Below are 16,544 nucleotides of genomic sequence, written 5' to 3'. Positions count from 1 at the left end.
CGCGGTGGACGAGGAGGAGGCCAAGCAGCTCTACGAGACCTATGCCGTACCTGCCTCCGGCCGCCCGATCTTCCAGGCCGCGGCGGCCAACCTCAACCCCTGGACCGAGGCCAAGGTCGACACCAGGAACCCCGACCGTGGGCCGTTGCTGATCATCTCCGGCGAGAAGGACCACACCGTCCCGTGGGCGATCGCGAACGCGTCCTACCAGCAGCAGCAGCAGGGCAACGAGGGCGTGACCGAGATCGTCGAGATCCCCAACCGCGGGCACGCGCTCACCATCGACAGCGGCTGGCGCGAAGTTGCGAACAGGGCGCTCGCGTTCGTCAAGCGCTTCACCTAGAGGACTGCTGCCGCGACGCCGCGTCAATGAGGATGTCCGTGCTGGTGGCGCTGGGGTGCTGCCACCGACCGGGCCGGCCACCAGGCCGCGGCGGTGGCCGACCCGACCGCCAGGAGCATGCCCGTCCCGATCGCCCACCACGGCACGTCGAGCCGGTCGATGCGCTGCGCGGCGACCGTCTCCAGCCGCGGTGCGACCGCGAACCAGCCGAGCACGCCCACGGTGGTCCCGACCAGGGCGGCGGCCGCCCCGACCACGGCGCCGTTGGCCAGCATCACCAGACGCAGGTGCTTGTCGGTCGCCCCGACCGCGGCGAGCATCCCGAACTGGCGGAGCCGACGCTGGGCGACGACCGCGAAGCCTGCCGCGGCGACCAGGCAGACCAGCAGCAGCCCGACCGTGGCGAGGACCAGGATGACCGCCGCGCCGGACGCCTGTTCGTCGAGCTGGCGGGTCTCGACCATCGACGGGCGGCGGCCGTCCGACAGCCGGAACGCGTCGACCCTCCCCGAGCTCGCGTCGAGCAGGACCGTCACCGAGTCCGGCCGGCCGGCCTGCCCCGGGGACACCAGGGCGAACTCGTCCAGCAGGTCGGTGGGGTTCTCCACCAGGCCGACGACGGTCCGGTCGTGACCGTCGCGGTCGAACCGGTCACCGATGTGGAGCTGAAGGTCCTCGCCACCTCGTCGGTGACCGCGACCTCGCCCGCGCCGGTCGGGTAGCGGCCCTCCAGGAGTCGCAACATCGCAGCTCGGCATAGCTCGCGCCTACAAGAGCGCTGCCTCCGCCTCTCGGCACTGCAAGGCACACCCTGAGGCCACCCGACATGTCAGCGCACTGCTCAGTGTCCCGCCCGCGGATCGACTCAGAATCCAGGGGCTGCGGGGCGGGCGCTGGCAAGGATTCCTGACGGTCGCGGGGATGGTTGGCGTGATCACGGCCGAGCTGGCCGGTTCGGCCGCCGGTCTGCTCGCCGCCGTCACCGCCGACCACTCGCTGGTCGCCGCGCTGGTGGCGGGCGCGATGGTCCGGCTCAGCCGAGATCGACGGCGACCGGCCCCAGCTCGGTCTCGGCGACGGGGAGCGGCCGGCGCGGGACGGGGGTTGCGTTCACGATCGAGGTGGTCGTGCGGCCCAGCGGTGTGAAGCGGTCCAGGATCGGCTCGAGCTCCTCGATCGAGCGCAGGTACAGCTTCATGAAGTAGCAGTCGTCGCCGGTGATGCGGTAGCACTCGGTGACCTCGGGTAGCCGGCGGGCGACGTCGGGGATCAGCTTGAGGTCGCGCGTGGTCGGGCTGACCCTGACGATGGCGCAGAGGGTGTAGCCGAGCGCGCGCGGCTCGACCTCGGCTTGGAAGTGGAGGGCGCCGCTGTCGGTGAGCCGCCGCAGCCGTTCGGCCACCGCGGGCGGGGACAGCCCGACCCGCCGGCCGAGCTCGGCGACCCGGAGCCTGGCGTCGCCGTAGAGCTCCGCGACGATGCGCCGGTCGATGTCGTCGATCGAATCGAAAGTCTGGCGCCCGTTGTTTCGTTGTTCGGCCGGCATCTCGGTCCAAGCTCCGCTGTTTGGCCATTCATTGCGGCGCGCTGCCTTCGTAGGATGCGCCGGTGAACACCACGGCGCAAGCGCTGACCTCCCCGGACCGCCGGACGAGCGGGCCGGCGCCGGCGTGGTCGCTGCGGCTCCAGGGCCTGCCACCGCAGCCGTTCTTCCTGGTCAGCGCGGTGTTCCATTATCTTGGCCCGGCCTTTGCCGTGCTGCTGTTCGCCCACCTCGACGTGCTCGGGGTGGCGTGGCTGCGGATCGTGGCCGCCGCGGCGCTGTTCGCGGCGTGGCGCCGCCCCTGGCGGCTGCTCGCCCGCACCGACCGGCGCGGGCGCGTGCTGCTTGCCCAGCTCGGGGCCGCGCTCGCCGCGATGAACGTGCTGTTCTACCTCGCGGTGGCGCGGCTGCCGCTGGCAACCGTGGGCGCCATCGAGTTTCTCGGGGTGGTGCTGTTGGCAGTCGCGGGCGCCACCACGCCGCGCAACGCCGCGGCGCTCGCGCTCACCGCGTGCGGCGTGGCCGCGCTCGCCGACCTGCGCCTCGCCGGGCAGCCGCTCGGGTTCGCGTTCGCCTTCGGCAACTGCGCGCTGTTCGTGCTCTACGTGGTCCTCGGGCACCGGGTCGCCAACACCGATGCCGGCAGCGGCGCCATGAGCGGGATCGACCAGCTCGGCGCGGCGATGCTGGTCGCCGCCGTGGTGGTGACGCCGGTCGGGCTCGGCGGCGCCCTGACGGCGTTCCCGCACCCGGCGCTGCTGGCCGCCGGCGTGGGCGTGGGCGTCTGCTCCTCGGTGATCCCCTACGTCACCGACCAGCTGGCGATGGCGAGGCTGCCGCGCGCCACCTTCGCCCTGATGCTGGCGCTGCTGCCCATGCTGGGCACGATCATCGGCGCGACCGTGCTGCGCCAGCTCCCCACCGGTCAGGATCTGCTCGGCATCGCGCTGGTCGTCGCCGGCGTCGCGCTCCACCAGGTCCCGCCGCATGGAAGACTCCACGACGATGTCGACGCCTGAGGAGGCGGGATGCAGTACGCGCGGTTGGGTTCGTCGGGGCTGAAGGTCTCGCGGATCGCCCTTGGCATGATGAGCTACGGCTCCCGGGCCGAACGCGAATGGCATCTGGGCGAGGACGAGGCCGAGCCGATCGTACGGCGCGCGGTCGAGGCCGGCGTGACCTTCTTCGACACCGCCGACATCTACTCCGACGGCATGACCGAGGAGATCACCGGCCGGCTGCTCGCCAAGCTGTTCCCACGCCGCGACGACTACGTGCTGGCCACCAAGGTCTACTTCCCGATGGGCCCGGGCCCCAACGACCGCGGGCTGTCGCGCAAGCACGTCCTTGCCGGCATCGATGACTCGCTGCGCCGGCTGGGCACCGACCACGTCGACCTCTACCAGCTCCACCGCTGGGACGACGAGACCCCGGTCGAGGAGACGATGGCGGCGCTGCACGACGTCGTGCGGGCCGGCAAGGCACGCTACCTCGGGGCGTCCAGCATGTACGCCTGGCAGTTCTCCAAGGCGCAGCACACCGCCAAGGCGGCCGGCTGGACCCGGTTCACCTCGATGCAGAACCACTACAACCTGGTCTACCGCGAGGAGGAGCGGGAGATGATCCCGCTCTGCCTCGACCAGGGCGTCGGCTGCATCCCGTGGAGCCCGCTGGCGCGCGGGCTGCTCGCCGGCAACCGCGAGCGGGGCGGCGGGCAGCGCACCGTCCGGGCCGGCAGCGACCCGCTCGCCGACGCCATGTACGGCGACGACGACTTCGACGTCGTCGCCGTGGTCCGCGCGGTCGCCGCCGAGCGCGGCCTGCCCCCGGCGCAGATCGCGCTTGCCTGGCTGCTCGGCAAGCCCGCCGTGACCGCACCGATCGTCGGAGCGACCAAGCTAGGCCACCTCGAGGACGCGATCGCCGCGGTCGAGGTGACCTTGAGCGAGGACGAGGTGGCCCGGCTGGAGGCCCCGTACCGCCCCCACCCGGTCCTCGGCCACCACTGACTGTCAGACTCCGCCCGTAACGGACCAGCCGCGGCGACGGAGGAGATCAGCACATGACTGCTGACGTTGCGCCACGGGCTGGCCGGCGGGAGTGGGTTGTGCTGGCCCTGCCCACGGCAGCTTTCACCGCCTCGCCGACCACGTACAACGGATCCGGAGAGGATCCAGGCGGCGCTGATGGGTCGCCGCCGGTGCCCGCCGTGCCGTCAGTACCTGCTCGAGCCGCTCGCCCGACGTGTCGCGTCCGCGGCTGGTGCCCCTCCGGTGCGCCGGCACGCGGCCAGCCACGCGGTGGTGTCGAACGCGGCGCCGCGGTGAGGGTCGCGACCGGCCCACGCCGCGCAGGCACCGATCGCCTGGACAAGCAGGCCGCGGAGCATCCCATCCGGGTCCGGGACGCAGGCCTGCGCGATGCTCTTGACGGCGTCATGGACGATGCTGGGCGCGGCCTGCCGGCGGAAATGCTTCGCGGAGGTCGCCGAGGGCCGGGCGCCGCTGATGAACTGGGAGGCCCACGCCGCGGCGTGCGGCGCCTGCGCCAGGGCCGAGCGGCTCTGCTCCTCGAGGGCTCCCACCGGTCGCCCGTCCAGCGCCGCCAGGACGCGTTCGCACGCCAGCACCGAGACCGCCAGGACGCGTTGGCGCTCGGCCGCCGCCACCGGCAGCGCCATCGTGGCCGACCCCAACGCGATCCGCGCGTCGATGTGCAGGTCCTCGCCGGTCAGCCCGGTCACCGACGGGATCAGGTCGGCCAGCCGTGGACGGCCGGCGTCGGAGGTGTAGTCGTTGACGTGCCGGGCTACCGCGGCGAGCAGGGGGTGGGTGCACGCCGGGTGGTCACTGAAGCGCTCGCCGGCGAGCAGGGAGGCAAACTCCATGAAGCACGCGCCCTTGCGCGGGCTGCGGTGCTTGCCCCGCGACAGCATCGGGAGCAGCGCTGGCGGCTGAGGGTCGTAGCGCGACATGAGAGGGTCGTAGCGCGACATGAGGCACTCCAGGGAAGGTTCGGGCCTGGTGCGACTAGTCTGCGCCGTCGCCGACGGACACGCCAGCGCTCACTACGCCTCTCCTGCGGCTCCGACGGGGCAGGCGCGGGGCCGAAGCAGATGCGCAGTGAGCGCTGTGCTTGCCGACCACTACGCCCGAGTGTAGCATCTTCGCAGCTCAGAGGCTATGCGTACGGGACGTGGCGCAGCTTGGTCAGCGCACCTGCTTTGGGAGCAGGGGGTCGCCGGTTCAAATCCGGCCGTCCCGACCACCAGCACCAACCCCCTGCTCACAGGGGTGCCGGCGTCCCTCACCCGGCAAGCGGTATGTCGGACCCTACCTGCGGGTGCGCTGAGCTCGGACGAGGCTCAATCGATGCGACGGTGCTGACCTCGGTGCGCCGGCAGCTGTCGCGTGCTCCGCGGGTTGCGGCCCTCGGGCGATCATCGGTGGTCGCGTTCGCGGTCCTCCGCCAAGTCCAGCGCGAGGACGCTGGCCAGGATCAACAGGTCGTCCTCGCCTGGGGCGACGTCGACAGCGTAGGTGTCGCGCATGCTGAACCAGCGCTTGGACACGGTCGCCACTGTCTGGTCCCCTCGCCGGATGGTGAACTCGTGGTCGAACAGATTGCCTGCCATCTCGAGGTCGTCAGGGCCCGGGATGTCGATCGTGAACCGGTCGCCGAAGGGCGTGAAGAGGTGCTTTCGCACCTCGGCGACCTTCTCGCCACCGACCGAGATCTGGTAGGTCGGCCGGAGCGCGGCGAGCTTGCGGTACACCTGGGCGACTTCGCGCCCGTCGGGGTCGCGAAGCACCAGCCGGTCGTGCAGGCTCAGCACCTTGCCGTCCACGTGCAGCACGGGCTGGCCCTGCTCGTCGGTGATGTCGGAGTCCTCGCCCATCCGGAAGAAGCGCTCGCGGATCAGGTACATCTGATCTCCTCCCTACCAAGAGACAGCGCGGGCCTGGCGAGTGGAGCGAATCTGTGCATTGTGAGCGGCCTGGTAGGCGTCGTCCAGGATGCGGTGGCCGTGGCGAGCAACAGCATCACCCGTAATAACCAACCGCTCCTCTCACATGCGAACGGCCCCCGCGGGGGGCCGACGGGAGCCGTTCGCGCTTGTGCCGTGGGAACTCAGGCGGTGCCTGCCCAGGCTCGACAGGTCAGGTCCAGGGGAGCTTCACAGTAGGCGGATGCCACGGCGCCGCGGCGGTGGCGATGATGCCCTCCACTCCACTGAGCTGGTATGGCGGTGATGCGTCACCCTGCGACGGTGACGGCTGGGTGGTGGCGACAGCGGCTACTGGATGCATTCTAACCTCTAGCTGTGCCAGCGTGTGCCTTGCTCGGCAGGCGGATCGAGGGGGTCACGAGTGGGAGAGGCGCTGCCTTCCCCCCCGTAGCTGCTCCCAGGAAGCCGAGGCTTTGCGACCGGGCTCAAGCCCTCCGTGGCGCTTGCCACGCGGCCCTGGCCCCTAGGAGGGCGGCCAGCTCGACCCGGCCAGAGACGCCGAGCTTGGCGTAGGCGCGGCCCAGGTAGTTGTCGACCGTGCGGACCGACAGGTCGAGCCGGGCGGCGATCTCGCGGCTGGAGGTGCGGGCGGCGGCCAGCATGGCCACCTCCCGCTCTCTCGGAGTGAGGGTCGAGGCCAGTGCGCCCGGGTCGAGGCCGGGGGTGCGGGCCTCCTGGCAGGCGGCGGCCAGTGCTGCAGCCCGCTCGTGGGAGGCGTTGGCCCTGGCGTCGCGGCCGGTGGCCTGGTGGGCGCGGGCAGCGGCGGCCGCGGCCTCAGCCGCCAGCAGCATCGCGCCGAGGTCCTCGAAGGCCGCCGCGACCCGGTCCAGGGCCGCCCCATCCCCGGCGGCCAGCCCGGCCGCCGAGGTGGCCAGCACCGGAGCCAGCCGCCCCTCGAGCAGGCCGGCCAAGTCCTCCAGACGTTCCCGAACTCCGGCAGGAGCGCCCAGCCGGGCCACGTCGTGCAGGGCGACCGCCTCGAACGTGAACTGCCGGCAGGCCCTGGCCAGCTCGGCCGCCTGTCTGGCCAGCCGGGCAGCTCTGGTCAGCTCGCCGGCCCCGGCTGCCACCCAGGCCCGGTCCAGCTCCACCCAGGCGTCGAAGAACCGGTTGGCCTCCCCACCGCGGGCGTCGGCCCGCTCCAGCCAGGCGGCTGCCGCCGGCTGGTCACCGGCCAGGGCGGCGACGCTGGCCAGCTCGGCCAGGCACCAGCGCATGAACCGGTAGGGGTCCTGCTCGTCGAGCAGTGCGACCGCCTCCCGCAACGACGCCTCAGCGGTGGCGACCTGCCCTTGGGCCTTGGCGACCAGGCCGCGGAAGCCGGCCCAGCCCCCGGTTCGCTCGGGTGAGCGGTCGGCGACCGCGGCGTGGTAGCCGGCGTCGGCGATCGAGCCGGCCTCGGCGAGCCGCCCGGCGCCGAGCAGGACCTGGCATCGGACCAGGTCGAGCTGGGTCTTGCCCCAGGGCAGCTCCTGCGAGTGCGCCCTGGCCACGGCCAGCCCCCGGTCGGCCACGGCGAGCGCCTCGCCGAGCCGGCCGAGCGACCCGAGCGCAGGCACGGCCGCGGTCGAGGCCCACACGAGCGCCTGGGCGGGCGCCCCGGGTCGGTCAAGGACCCGACCGGCGACCGCCACGGCCTCCCGCAGGCGCCCGTCGAACAGCAGGATCCAGGCCAGCATGGCGACCGCCTCCTCGCCTCCCTCCTCGGCCAGCGCGGCCTGCTGCAACACCTCCTCGGCCTCAGCGGTCTGCTCCAGCCCCCAGTAGAGGTTCCCGGCTCGGACGCTTGCCCAGCGGGCCCGCTCAGCGCCCTGGGTGGGCGGCTCGTCGTCCATGACCGCGACCGCCTCGGCGTGCCGACCCTGCCACTCGAGGGTCTCGGCCACCAGCCGCACCGCGGTCGGACCGCCACCCGCCTCGACGGCGGCACGGGCCAGGCGCTCGGCCAACTCGAGGTCGAAGCGGGCCGTGGCCTGCCCGGCGGCCTCCAGCAGCAGGGCCGGGCGGGTGGCCACACCCGCTTCCAGTTGCCAGGCCCCAACCCGCAGCACGTCGTCCCGCCGTCGCAAGGTGCCGGCGCCGAAGGCGGCCGCCAGCCGCTCGGCGACCGCTCGGACCCGGCTCACCGGCAGCGTGGCCCGCAGCACCTCGCCATACAGCGGGTGGGCCAGGCGGGCTAGCAGGCGGCGGCCGGACCGCCCCAGCGCCAGCAGGCCGCTCCGCTCGGCCGTCTGGGCTGCATCCTTGTCCACCAGCCGCTCGAGCACCCGGACGGGCAGGGGCTCGCCCCAGGCAGCCAGCTCCACCGCGGCCCTGGCCGTCTCGCCCAGGGCGCCCAGGCGGGCCTCGACCAGCTCGGCCAGCCGCGTCGCGCCGCCCAGCCCGCCTTTCCAGCGCCACACCCCATCGACCTGGCGCAGGGCGCCGGTCTTCAGCCCGCCCAGGACCAGCTCGCGCAGGTACAGCGGGTTGCCCCCTGTCACTCGCAGCACCTCCTGCCTGGTCACTCCGTCGAACGGCCCGCCCAGGGCGTGGCCGAGCAGCTCGGCGGTCGCCTCCGCCGCCAACGCTGGCAGGTCGAGGCGGCGGGCCAGACCGTCTTTCCACAGCGCGACCACCGCGTCGGGGGCCGGCTCACCGGTGCGCACGGTGGCCAGCACCACCGCCAGACCACCCAGCGCAAGCTGGTGCACCAGCGCGGCCGAGGCGTCGTCGAGCAGGTGGGCGTCGTCGACCCCGACCACCAGGGGCCGCCCGCGGCCCCGCTCGGCAAGCAGGGCGGTGGCTCGTCGGAGGGTGTCCAGGCGGTCATCGCCGAGGCGCTCGGCCGGAGGCAGCAGGTGGGACACGGCCCCGAACGGGATCGAGGCCGCCGCCCGGGTCGCGGCCACCCACTCGACGTCCCACCCGGCCGCCTCCGCCCATGCCAGGGCTTCCCTGGCCAGCCTAGTCTTGCCGACCCCGGTGGTGCCGGCGAGCACGACGCCGCCAGAGCTGGCGTCTGTGATGCCCGCGGTCAGCGCCTCGAGCTCGGCTTGGCGCCCGACCAGTAGCCACGAGCCGTTCACGCGGCCATCCTATACCGCCCGATCGGGCCCATAGAGTAGCCGACTGCTCACGACAGGGAACGCGCCCCCGGATACCGTCGAGTCGGGAAACCAGGGCGGCCGGTTGGTGGCTAGGAGACGGACCGCGCCATGGGCACCATCGTGTCTCGGCCGCGCCCGGCCCCGAGGGGCCGGCGCCGGGCAGCTGGGGGGTCGCTGCCCGGTCCCGGGCGGCTGGCCGCCGGGGGGAGCGGCCGGCCGCCCGTGCGGCCAGGCAGTCCCGTTGGGATCGTGAACGTGCTGGCGAACTTCAGCGAGAGCCTGCTCGGGGACGGTGCTACTGCTGTCGTCGACGAACTCCTCGCCACCGAAGCGGCAGACCAGGTCCTCGGCCCGCACGCCGGCCCGGAGCATGGGGCGAACAGGCAGGCCTGCTCATCCAGGCGAACTCGGTAAAGCTACGTAGAACGCGGGATGTACGCCCACGCTCCAGGCCGGTACACCCATCTTGTCGTAGGACCAGCTCGTTGTCGTAGGACCAGCTCGGCGACCTGAGCACAGCGGTGGACGCTACGCCGCACCGTTTCGGTCTCTTGCCTGCCGGGCTCAAAGGGGGAGGCCGGCATGCAGCTGTCCCAGACCCGGGCGCTTTCACTCCGGCTGCGCACGGCGGCGCTCGCGTTGCTCCTGCTCGGGCCGCTCGCCGTGCTCACTGCTGGCCGACCGGCGCAGGCGTCGACGCTGCCCAGCGGCTTTCGTGACTCGGTGGTGCTCAGCGGGCTGACCAACCCGACCGTCGTCCAGTTCGCCTCCGACGGCCGCATCTTCGTCGGCCAGAAGAACGGGGTTGTCAAGGTCTTCCAGAGCCTGGCCGACACCAGCCCGGTCACCTTCGCCGACCTGTCGGTCAACGTCGACGACTACTGGGACCGGGGCCTGCTCGGCCTCGCGCTCGACCCGAACTTCCCCGCCAGCCCGTACGTGTACGTGCTCTACACCTACGACGCGCCGATCGGCGGCACAGCGCCGACCTGGAACGACGCCTGCCCCACCCCGCCGGGCGCGACGACCGACGGATGCCTGGTGTCGGCGCGCGTCTCGCGGCTCACGGCCAGCGGCAGCACCATGACCGGCAGCGAGCAGGTGCTGATCGAGGAGTGGTGCCAGCAGTACCCGAGCCACTCCATCGGCACCCTGCTGTTCGGCCGGGACGGCAAGCTGTACGTCGGCGGCGGCGACGGTGCGAGCTTCAACAACGTCGACTACGGCCAGTACGGGGCGTTCTACGCCGGCAACAAGGCCAACCCGTGCGGCGACCCGCCCGCGCCAGCCGGCACCCCGCTCACCGCCCCCACCGCCGAGGGCGGCGCGCTGCGCAGCCAGAGCGTCCGGCGCACCGACGGCCCGGCCACCCTGGACGGCGCGATCCTGCGCATCGACCCGGCCACGGGTCAGGGCCTGGCCGACAACCCCTTCGGGTCCTCAAGCGACGCCAACGCCAGGCGGATCGTGGGCTACGGCCTGCGCAACCCGTTCCGCTTCACGCAGCGGCCCGGGACCGACGAGCTGTGGATCGGCGACGTCGGCTGGGGCACCTGGGAGGAGATCAACCGGCTCACCGCCCCGACCGGCACCGCCACCCGGAACTTCGGCTGGCCCTGCTACGAGGGCACCCCGAGGCAGACCGGCTACGAGGGCGCCGGCCTCAACCAGTGCTCGAGCCTGTACAACACGAGCGGGTCGGTCGCGGCGCCCTACTACGCCTACAACCACAGCGCCTGCGTGGTGAGCTACGCGGGCTGCCGGACGGGGGGCTCTTCCATCACCGGGCTGGCCTTCTACCAGGGCGGGTCGTACCCGGCCGCCTACAACGGCGCGCTGTTCTTCGGCGACCACTCCCGCAACGAGATCTGGGCCATGCTCCCCGGCACCGACGGCCTGCCCGACCGCGGCAGGCTCCAGTCGTTCATCGGCGTCGACGCAAGCGGCGGGGCGGCCGGGCACCCGGTCGACCTCAAGACCGGCCCGGGCGGGGACCTGTTCTACGTCGACATGGAGGGTGGTGCGGTTCACCGGGTCACCTTTACCGCGGCCAACCAGCCGCCCACCGCCAGGATCGGCGCGAGCCCGACAAGCGGCAGCGCCCCGCTGACGGTGAGCTTCGACGGGACCGGGTCGACTGATCCCGAGGGCAGGCCGCTCACCTACTCGTGGGATCTGAACGGCGACGGGGCCTTCGGCGACGCCACCGGTCCCCAGCCGACCCACACCTACACCGCTGACGGCACCTACACGGTCATGCTCAGGGTCACCGACGATCAGGGCGCGACCGACACCGCCTCGGTCACGATCACGGTCGGCAACACCGCGCCGGTCGCGGTGATCGACACGCCGAGCTCGAGCCTGACCTGGAAGGTCGGGGACCCGATCGGCTTCTCCGGCCGCGCCAGCGACGCCCAGGACGGCGCGCTGCCCGCGTCGGCGCTGAGCTGGAAGCTGATCCTGCACCACTGCACCTCGCCGAGCGACTGCCACACCCACGAGCTGGAGACTGCCAGCGGGGTGGCCGGCGGGTCGTTCTCGGCCCCAGACCACCAGTACCCCTGCTGGCTCGAGATCCAGCTCACGGCCAGCGACTCCGGCGGTCTGACGTCGACGACCAGCGTGCGGCTCGACCCGAGGACCGTGCTGCTGACCTTCAAGACCAACCCTGGCGGTCTCAAGCTTGCTGGTCTCTTGGTCAACGAAGCGGCGCAGCCGACCCCGTTCAGCGTCACGGTGGTGGTCGCCTCGCACAACTCGGTCAGCGCCCCGTCCCCGCAGACCTTCAACCGGTCGACCTACTACTTCTCGTCGTGGTCGGACGGCGGTCCGCAGAACCACACCCTCGTCGCGCCGACCACGAACACCACCTACACGGCCATCTATCGCAAGCGGTGAGCGACCCACACCCACCCGTCGCAGGCAGTGAGCGACCCACACCCACCCGTCGCAGGCGGTGAGCGACCCACACCCACCCGTCGCAGGCAGTGAGCGGCCGGCCGGTCCGGCTGCCCCGCGTCGGCCGGCCGGCCGCGTCGCCCCGCGTCGGCCGGCCGGTCCGATCCAACGGCTGGTACCATCAAGACGGCTGGTGCCATCAAACGGCTGGTGCCATCAAACGGTAGAAGGCGGCTCAGGCGACCGCGTCGACCGCGGACGGCTCCGGGACGACGTCGAGACCCACGCCGGCGTTGAACAGCAGGTGCGTCAGGGCGCCGATCGCTCGCCACTGTCCGAGCACGAGTTCGAGCGCGACGGTCTGACTCCCATCCGGGTGGTCGACACGTCCCCGCGCCGCGCACCGCAGCGTGACGGTCCTCCCGAGCGCCTCCAGGACCAACGTCGACGGGTCGCTGGGAAGCCGGGACGGCGCCGACACCCGGGCGCCGGTGACCGACAGGTCACCGGCGGTACAGGGTACGCCGTCCAGCCGCGCGGGCAGCGACACCGGGAAGCGGACGCTGGCGCGCCGCTCGGTGCCGTAGCGGATGGCACGAATCCGGGCGATCGCGGCGATCACCAGCAGCAGGTTCAGGGCGAGCCAGGCGGCCGCGGCGAACGCAGCCGCTGGGACGCCGTAGTGCAGCGGGGTGCGCCCCGCGAGCGTGGCCACGAACCAGGCGCCGGCGACGGCCGAGGCGACGGCGACGGCCCACAGGATCCGGGGGGCTGGCGTCCGGCGTGGACGCTCACCGGTGCGGCCCTTGGGGGTGACCTGGAACCTGGTTGTGCGTGGCCCGAAGAGGGCCAGAGTGGCGGCCAGGTTGGACGGCAGCCGCACCAGGTCGAACAAGACGGCCAGCCATGGTCGCTGCCACCCCCGGCCCAGCAGCCACAGCGCGAGCTGCTGGAGGGCGAAGGCGGCCACGAAGGCGGTGGCGAAGGTGGCGATCGGAGCCCGGATCGGGATCGCGCCGGTGAGCAGGGCGGCCACCGGCAGCAGCAGATAGCCGAGTGACCGCCAGGCGTCGAACCAGCCAAGCAGCGTGAAGGCGTAGGCCAGCCGCTGCGCCAGGGTGAGGCCCGGCATCGTCAGCGGGTTGTCCGCTCGCAGCACCTGCATGGCCCCGGTGCCCCAACGGCGCCGCTGCAGCAGGTACTGACCGGCGCCACCCGCGGCAAGACCCCTGGCCAGGACCTCGTTGTGGTAGACGGTGCGCCAGCCCGCCGCGTGCAGCCGGATGGTCGTGTGGATGTCCTCGGTGACGGTTCCGGTGGCCACTCCACCGACCTCCCGGAGCGCGGCGACCCGCAGCAGCGCGTTGGTGCCGCACCAGAACGCCGCCTGCCAGCGGTTCTTGCCCGGCAGGATGGCCCGGTAGAACAGCGACTGCTCGTTGAACCCGTCCCGCCTGGCGGTGCGGCTGTGCTCGAACGACTCGAGGTTGTAGAAGTCCTGCGGCGTCTGGACCAGAGCGACCCGCTCGTCGTCGAAGTAGCCGAGGGTGCTGGTCAGGAATGCCGGCCGGGCGACGTGGTCGGCGTCGAGCACGGCCACGACGTCGGCGTCGACGACCCCGAGGGCGTGGTTGAGGTTGCCCGCCTTGGCGTTGCCGTGGTCGGCGCGGCGCAGGTAGCGGGCGCCGAGCTCACCGGCCAGGCTGGCGACGTGCGGCCGGTCCCCGTCGTCGAGCACCCAGGTCTCGTGGGCCGGCTGCAGCGCCACCGCGGCGGCGATGGTCGGGGCGAGCACCTCCGGCGGCTCGTTCCAGGTCGGGACGAGCACCGCCACCCGCAGTCCGGCCTCCCGGAGCGGCCGCGGCCGCGGCCCGGCCCGCACGTCCCACAGCGAGAAGGTGTACAGACCCAGCCCGATCGCCGCGTGCAGCTCGAGGACGTACAGCGGCAGCGACAGCCACCACACCGCCAGGTCCACCGTGGCAACCGCTCGCCAGGCCAGATAGGCCGTCGTGACGGCCAGCGCGAGCAAGGCGACAGCGCGCGCGACCTGGTCGCGGGGACCGGAGCCGAGCGGAGCGCTGCCGTCCGGGAACGCGGGCAGCTCCGGTCGGTCCCCGATGCCTCCGACTACCCCGTACCGCTCGCGCACGATGCCGGCCCTCATCTCGAGACAGCGTCCAGAGATGGAAGATCGGCAGGCACGACACGGAATTGAGCGAGGGGTCATCTCGTCGCGCCAGGCGCCGCGTGCGGCCCGGCGTCGGACACAGACCGGCAGACGAGCATGGCAGCCGCGGTCCGGTCACACTCGTGCGCGACCCCGGCGCCATGGCGTTACCCTGCCCCGCGATGCTCCAGATGGAGGCTGAACCGCTCGGCCAACCGGCGCAGCCCCCGGTGGGTGAGCACGCGGACCGTCCCCGGGCGCTTGCCCATGATGCCAGCGACCTCGGCGACGTCCAAGCCGGCGACCACCCGGAGAAGGATCGCCTCAGCCTGCTCGGCGGGCAGCGTGGCGAGCACAGCCAGGGCGCTCCGGGTGGAGATGGCCTCGAGCGCGGCGACGGCCGGGTCGTCTGGTGCCGCGCGGTCCAGGAGCGCCTCGGAAGGCAGCAACTCGGTGTGCTGGCGCGCCGCCCGACGGCGCCAGTCGATGGCCCGGTGGCGGGCAATGGTGAACATCCAGGCGCGGAACCCCTGCTCGTCACCGGTGAACCGCCGTAGGCCGCGGATCACCTCGAGCCAGGTCTCGGCAGCGAGGTCGTCGGCTACGTCGGGAGCGCGAACCCGCAGATAGCGGAGCAACGGGGGCTGCAGGTCGCGCCACAGCTCGCGGAACGCCTCGTCGTCGCCTCGTACGGCGGCCGTGAGCACGGCCTCGAAGGTAGGTCCGAGCATCGCCGCGCCTACCTGTCCGGCCATGAGCGGGGCGGCGCCACTCGAGGTCGGAGCCCCTGCTTGACACATGGACCGCCGGAATGGAACGCCGAGGGGGACTGCTGCTGGTCCCAATTGCGCATCTCGCCCCCTTGACGGACCGTGTCAAAGGCATACGAAGCTGCACGTTGCTCCGAGATCTGTCAAATCCGCGCCGACACCCCTTACAGCGGTTGCAAGCCACCGAGAGCAGCTCGACCCGGCGGTGGTGCGACCACGGCTCCACCCCTCGCTGGCAGCCGTCGTGCCCACTGGCAGCCGTCGTGCCTGCCAGCAGCCCGTCCTACCCGCTGGCAGCCGTCCACCCGCCAGCAGCCGTCCTGCCAGCAGCCCGTCCTGCCCGCCAGTGGCCGTCCTGCCCCGCTGCGCCGGGCATGAACGCCCGAGCCGTTCAGCCGGAGGCCGCCGCCATCGGGCGGCACCGGACCCTGCGGCTCAGGACTCGAGCCGCAGGGCCTCGCCGATCTTGAGGTTCCTCGGGCCAGCGCCCAGCAGGGCGTAGGCGGTGCCGTCGACGACCGCGACGCCCAGGCCGTGCCGGGCCTTCGACAGCGACGCCAGTCGCGTCACCGTGCCCTTGGCGTTGATGCACTCCACGTCGGCGAACAGGCTCCGGCCTCCGTCCCGGCCCCCGACCACGCAGGCCCCGGCGGCCGGCGACCAGAAGCCGGCCACCGAGCCGCGAGGCCGACGGACGGTCCCCAACCGTCGCACGGTGCTGCCGGCGACGGCGTCGACGTCGGCGAGCACGACCTTGCCCCCGCTGTCGTTGACCTCACCGGCGAGGAAGAACGTGGTCCCCGCACCGTCGCTGGCCGCGGCGAGATGCTCGCGCGCCTTGGTCAGGCTGCCGATCTGGTGCCACGACGAGCCCTCGAGCGCGAAGACGGCCGCAGACGGCTTGCCGTTGGCGGTCACGCCGCCGGCGAACACCACCCGCTTCCCATCCCACGCGGCGGCTCCCGCCCCGAGCGCGACAGGCAGGCTCGGCCCGCGGACCCACCTGGAGGTGGCCAAGTCGAGCCGCCGCACGGTGGTGATCGGCTCGAGCGTCGAGTTCCGGTAGCCGCCGATCAGCAGCAGCTCCTTGTCGGTGGCCACCAGCGCGGCGTGGGTGAGGGACTGCGGCAGCGGGGGCCCGTTGCTCCACTTGTTGGTAGCCGGGTCGTACACGACCACGTCGTTTCGTCCCTTGAACCGCTCGTCGAAGCCTCCGGCCATCCATACCCGCCCCTTGAACGCGGCGGAGCCGCTCGACTCGAGCGCCAGCGGCCCGGGGGCCACTGCGGTCCACGCCTGGGGCTTCGCCGGTACCGTCGTGGGCGTCCGGGTGGCCGCAGTGGTCACCGCCGGAGCCGTCGTGCCGTTGCGGTCGCGGCTGAGCGACAGCCCGAGGAACACCAGCGCGATCACACCGAGTACGGCTGCGACCCCCGGGAGCCACCAGCCGCGCAACCGGGAGGTCTGCTCACCGTCCGAGGTCGCCGGGCCGGGCTGCTGGGCCGCGGCCGCCCCCGCGTCGGCCAGCCCCCCACCTGCCTGGCCGTGGTCACCCGCCCGCTGCCCGCCGGGCGTCACCTGGCCGGGCGACCGCGTTTCGGCCGGGGCCTGCAGCCCGGACGGCGGCGGCGTGACGGGCGCGCCGGAGGGACTCCCACCCACCGGTGGGGCGGCGGCCGCCTGCCTGGGTCCCACGGGTGGGCCGGCCGCCTGCCTGGTCTC

The 16,544-nt window shown here is 72.8% G+C and carries 12 protein-coding genes and 1 tRNA gene; 5 read left to right on the top strand and 8 right to left on the bottom strand.

Annotation, left to right across the window (positions count from 1 at the left end; translation table 11 throughout):
• Window positions 1–343 (top strand): alpha/beta hydrolase (locus tag VG276_28335; GenBank protein HEV8653198.1); only part of this gene is annotated, 343 nt, incomplete at its 5' end.
• 23 nt (window positions 344–366) lie between these two features.
• On the opposite strand, the gene VG276_28330 is transcribed toward VG276_28335, so the two are convergent.
• Window positions 367–951 carry an FtsX-like permease family protein gene (locus VG276_28330; protein HEV8653197.1) on the bottom strand — a complete coding sequence of 195 codons (585 nt, stop codon included), beginning with the start codon at window positions 949–951 and terminating at the stop codon, window positions 367–369.
• Window positions 952–1,376: 425 nt separating this feature from the next.
• On the bottom strand, window positions 1,377–1,889 hold the full coding sequence (locus VG276_28325; GenBank protein ID HEV8653196.1) for an Lrp/AsnC family transcriptional regulator: 513 nt from the start codon (window positions 1,887–1,889) through the stop codon (window positions 1,377–1,379).
• A 131-nt stretch (window positions 1,890–2,020) separates the two neighbouring features.
• Here VG276_28325 and VG276_28320 point away from each other — a divergent pair, with 131 nt between their 5' ends.
• A complete protein-coding gene (locus tag VG276_28320) occupies window positions 2,021–2,905 on the top strand; it encodes an EamA family transporter (protein HEV8653195.1) in 885 nt (294 codons plus the stop codon).
• Window positions 2,906–2,914: 9 nt separating this feature from the next.
• Window positions 2,915–3,895, top strand: a complete 981-nt coding sequence (locus VG276_28315) for an aldo/keto reductase (GenBank protein HEV8653194.1) — start codon at window positions 2,915–2,917, stop codon at window positions 3,893–3,895.
• A 206-nt stretch (window positions 3,896–4,101) separates the two neighbouring features.
• On the opposite strand, the gene VG276_28310 is transcribed toward VG276_28315, so the two are convergent.
• Window positions 4,102–4,881 (bottom strand): hypothetical protein, encoded by a 780-nt coding sequence (locus tag VG276_28310; GenBank protein HEV8653193.1) that lies wholly within the window; start codon window positions 4,879–4,881, stop codon window positions 4,102–4,104.
• A gap of 194 nt (window positions 4,882–5,075) precedes the next feature.
• Here VG276_28310 and VG276_28305 point away from each other — a divergent pair.
• Window positions 5,076–5,153 (top strand) — tRNA-Pro (locus tag VG276_28305).
• A gap of 172 nt (window positions 5,154–5,325) precedes the next feature.
• Here the strand turns inward: VG276_28305 and VG276_28300 are convergent.
• Both VG276_28300 and VG276_28295 read right to left on the bottom strand, forming a co-directional pair.
• Entirely contained in the window at window positions 5,326–5,814 is a 489-nt protein-coding gene (locus VG276_28300; GenBank protein ID HEV8653192.1) for an LURP-one-related family protein, read from the bottom strand.
• A gap of 506 nt (window positions 5,815–6,320) precedes the next feature.
• Window positions 6,321–8,963, bottom strand: coding sequence for a LuxR C-terminal-related transcriptional regulator (locus VG276_28295; protein ID HEV8653191.1), 2,643 nt, complete (start codon window positions 8,961–8,963; stop codon window positions 6,321–6,323).
• A gap of 603 nt (window positions 8,964–9,566) precedes the next feature.
• On the opposite strand from VG276_28295, the gene VG276_28290 reads away from it, so the two are divergent.
• Window positions 9,567–11,882: a PQQ-dependent sugar dehydrogenase gene (locus VG276_28290; protein ID HEV8653190.1), complete on the top strand. Its 2,316-nt coding sequence runs from the start codon at window positions 9,567–9,569 to the stop codon at window positions 11,880–11,882.
• Between the two features lie 235 nt (window positions 11,883–12,117).
• Here VG276_28290 and VG276_28285 read toward each other — a convergent pair whose 3' ends face one another.
• From VG276_28285 to VG276_28275, 3 genes are all read right to left on the bottom strand, one after another.
• Window positions 12,118–14,049: a glycosyltransferase gene (locus VG276_28285; GenBank protein HEV8653189.1), complete on the bottom strand. Its 1,932-nt coding sequence runs from the start codon at window positions 14,047–14,049 to the stop codon at window positions 12,118–12,120.
• A 170-nt stretch (window positions 14,050–14,219) separates the two neighbouring features.
• Window positions 14,220–14,783, bottom strand: coding sequence for an RNA polymerase sigma factor (locus tag VG276_28280; GenBank protein ID HEV8653188.1), 564 nt, complete (start codon window positions 14,781–14,783; stop codon window positions 14,220–14,222).
• Between the two features lie 474 nt (window positions 14,784–15,257).
• A partial coding sequence (locus VG276_28275; protein HEV8653187.1) for a hypothetical protein occupies window positions 15,258–16,544 on the bottom strand: 1,287 nt, incomplete at its 5' end.

It is taken from the genome of Actinomycetes bacterium, from assembly GCA_036000965.1.
Taxonomy (GTDB): Bacteria; Actinomycetota; CALGFH01; order CALGFH01; family CALGFH01; genus DASYUT01.
The sequence above is the reverse complement of the archived record's forward strand: the minus strand, read 5'-3'. Positions and strand labels throughout refer to the sequence as shown.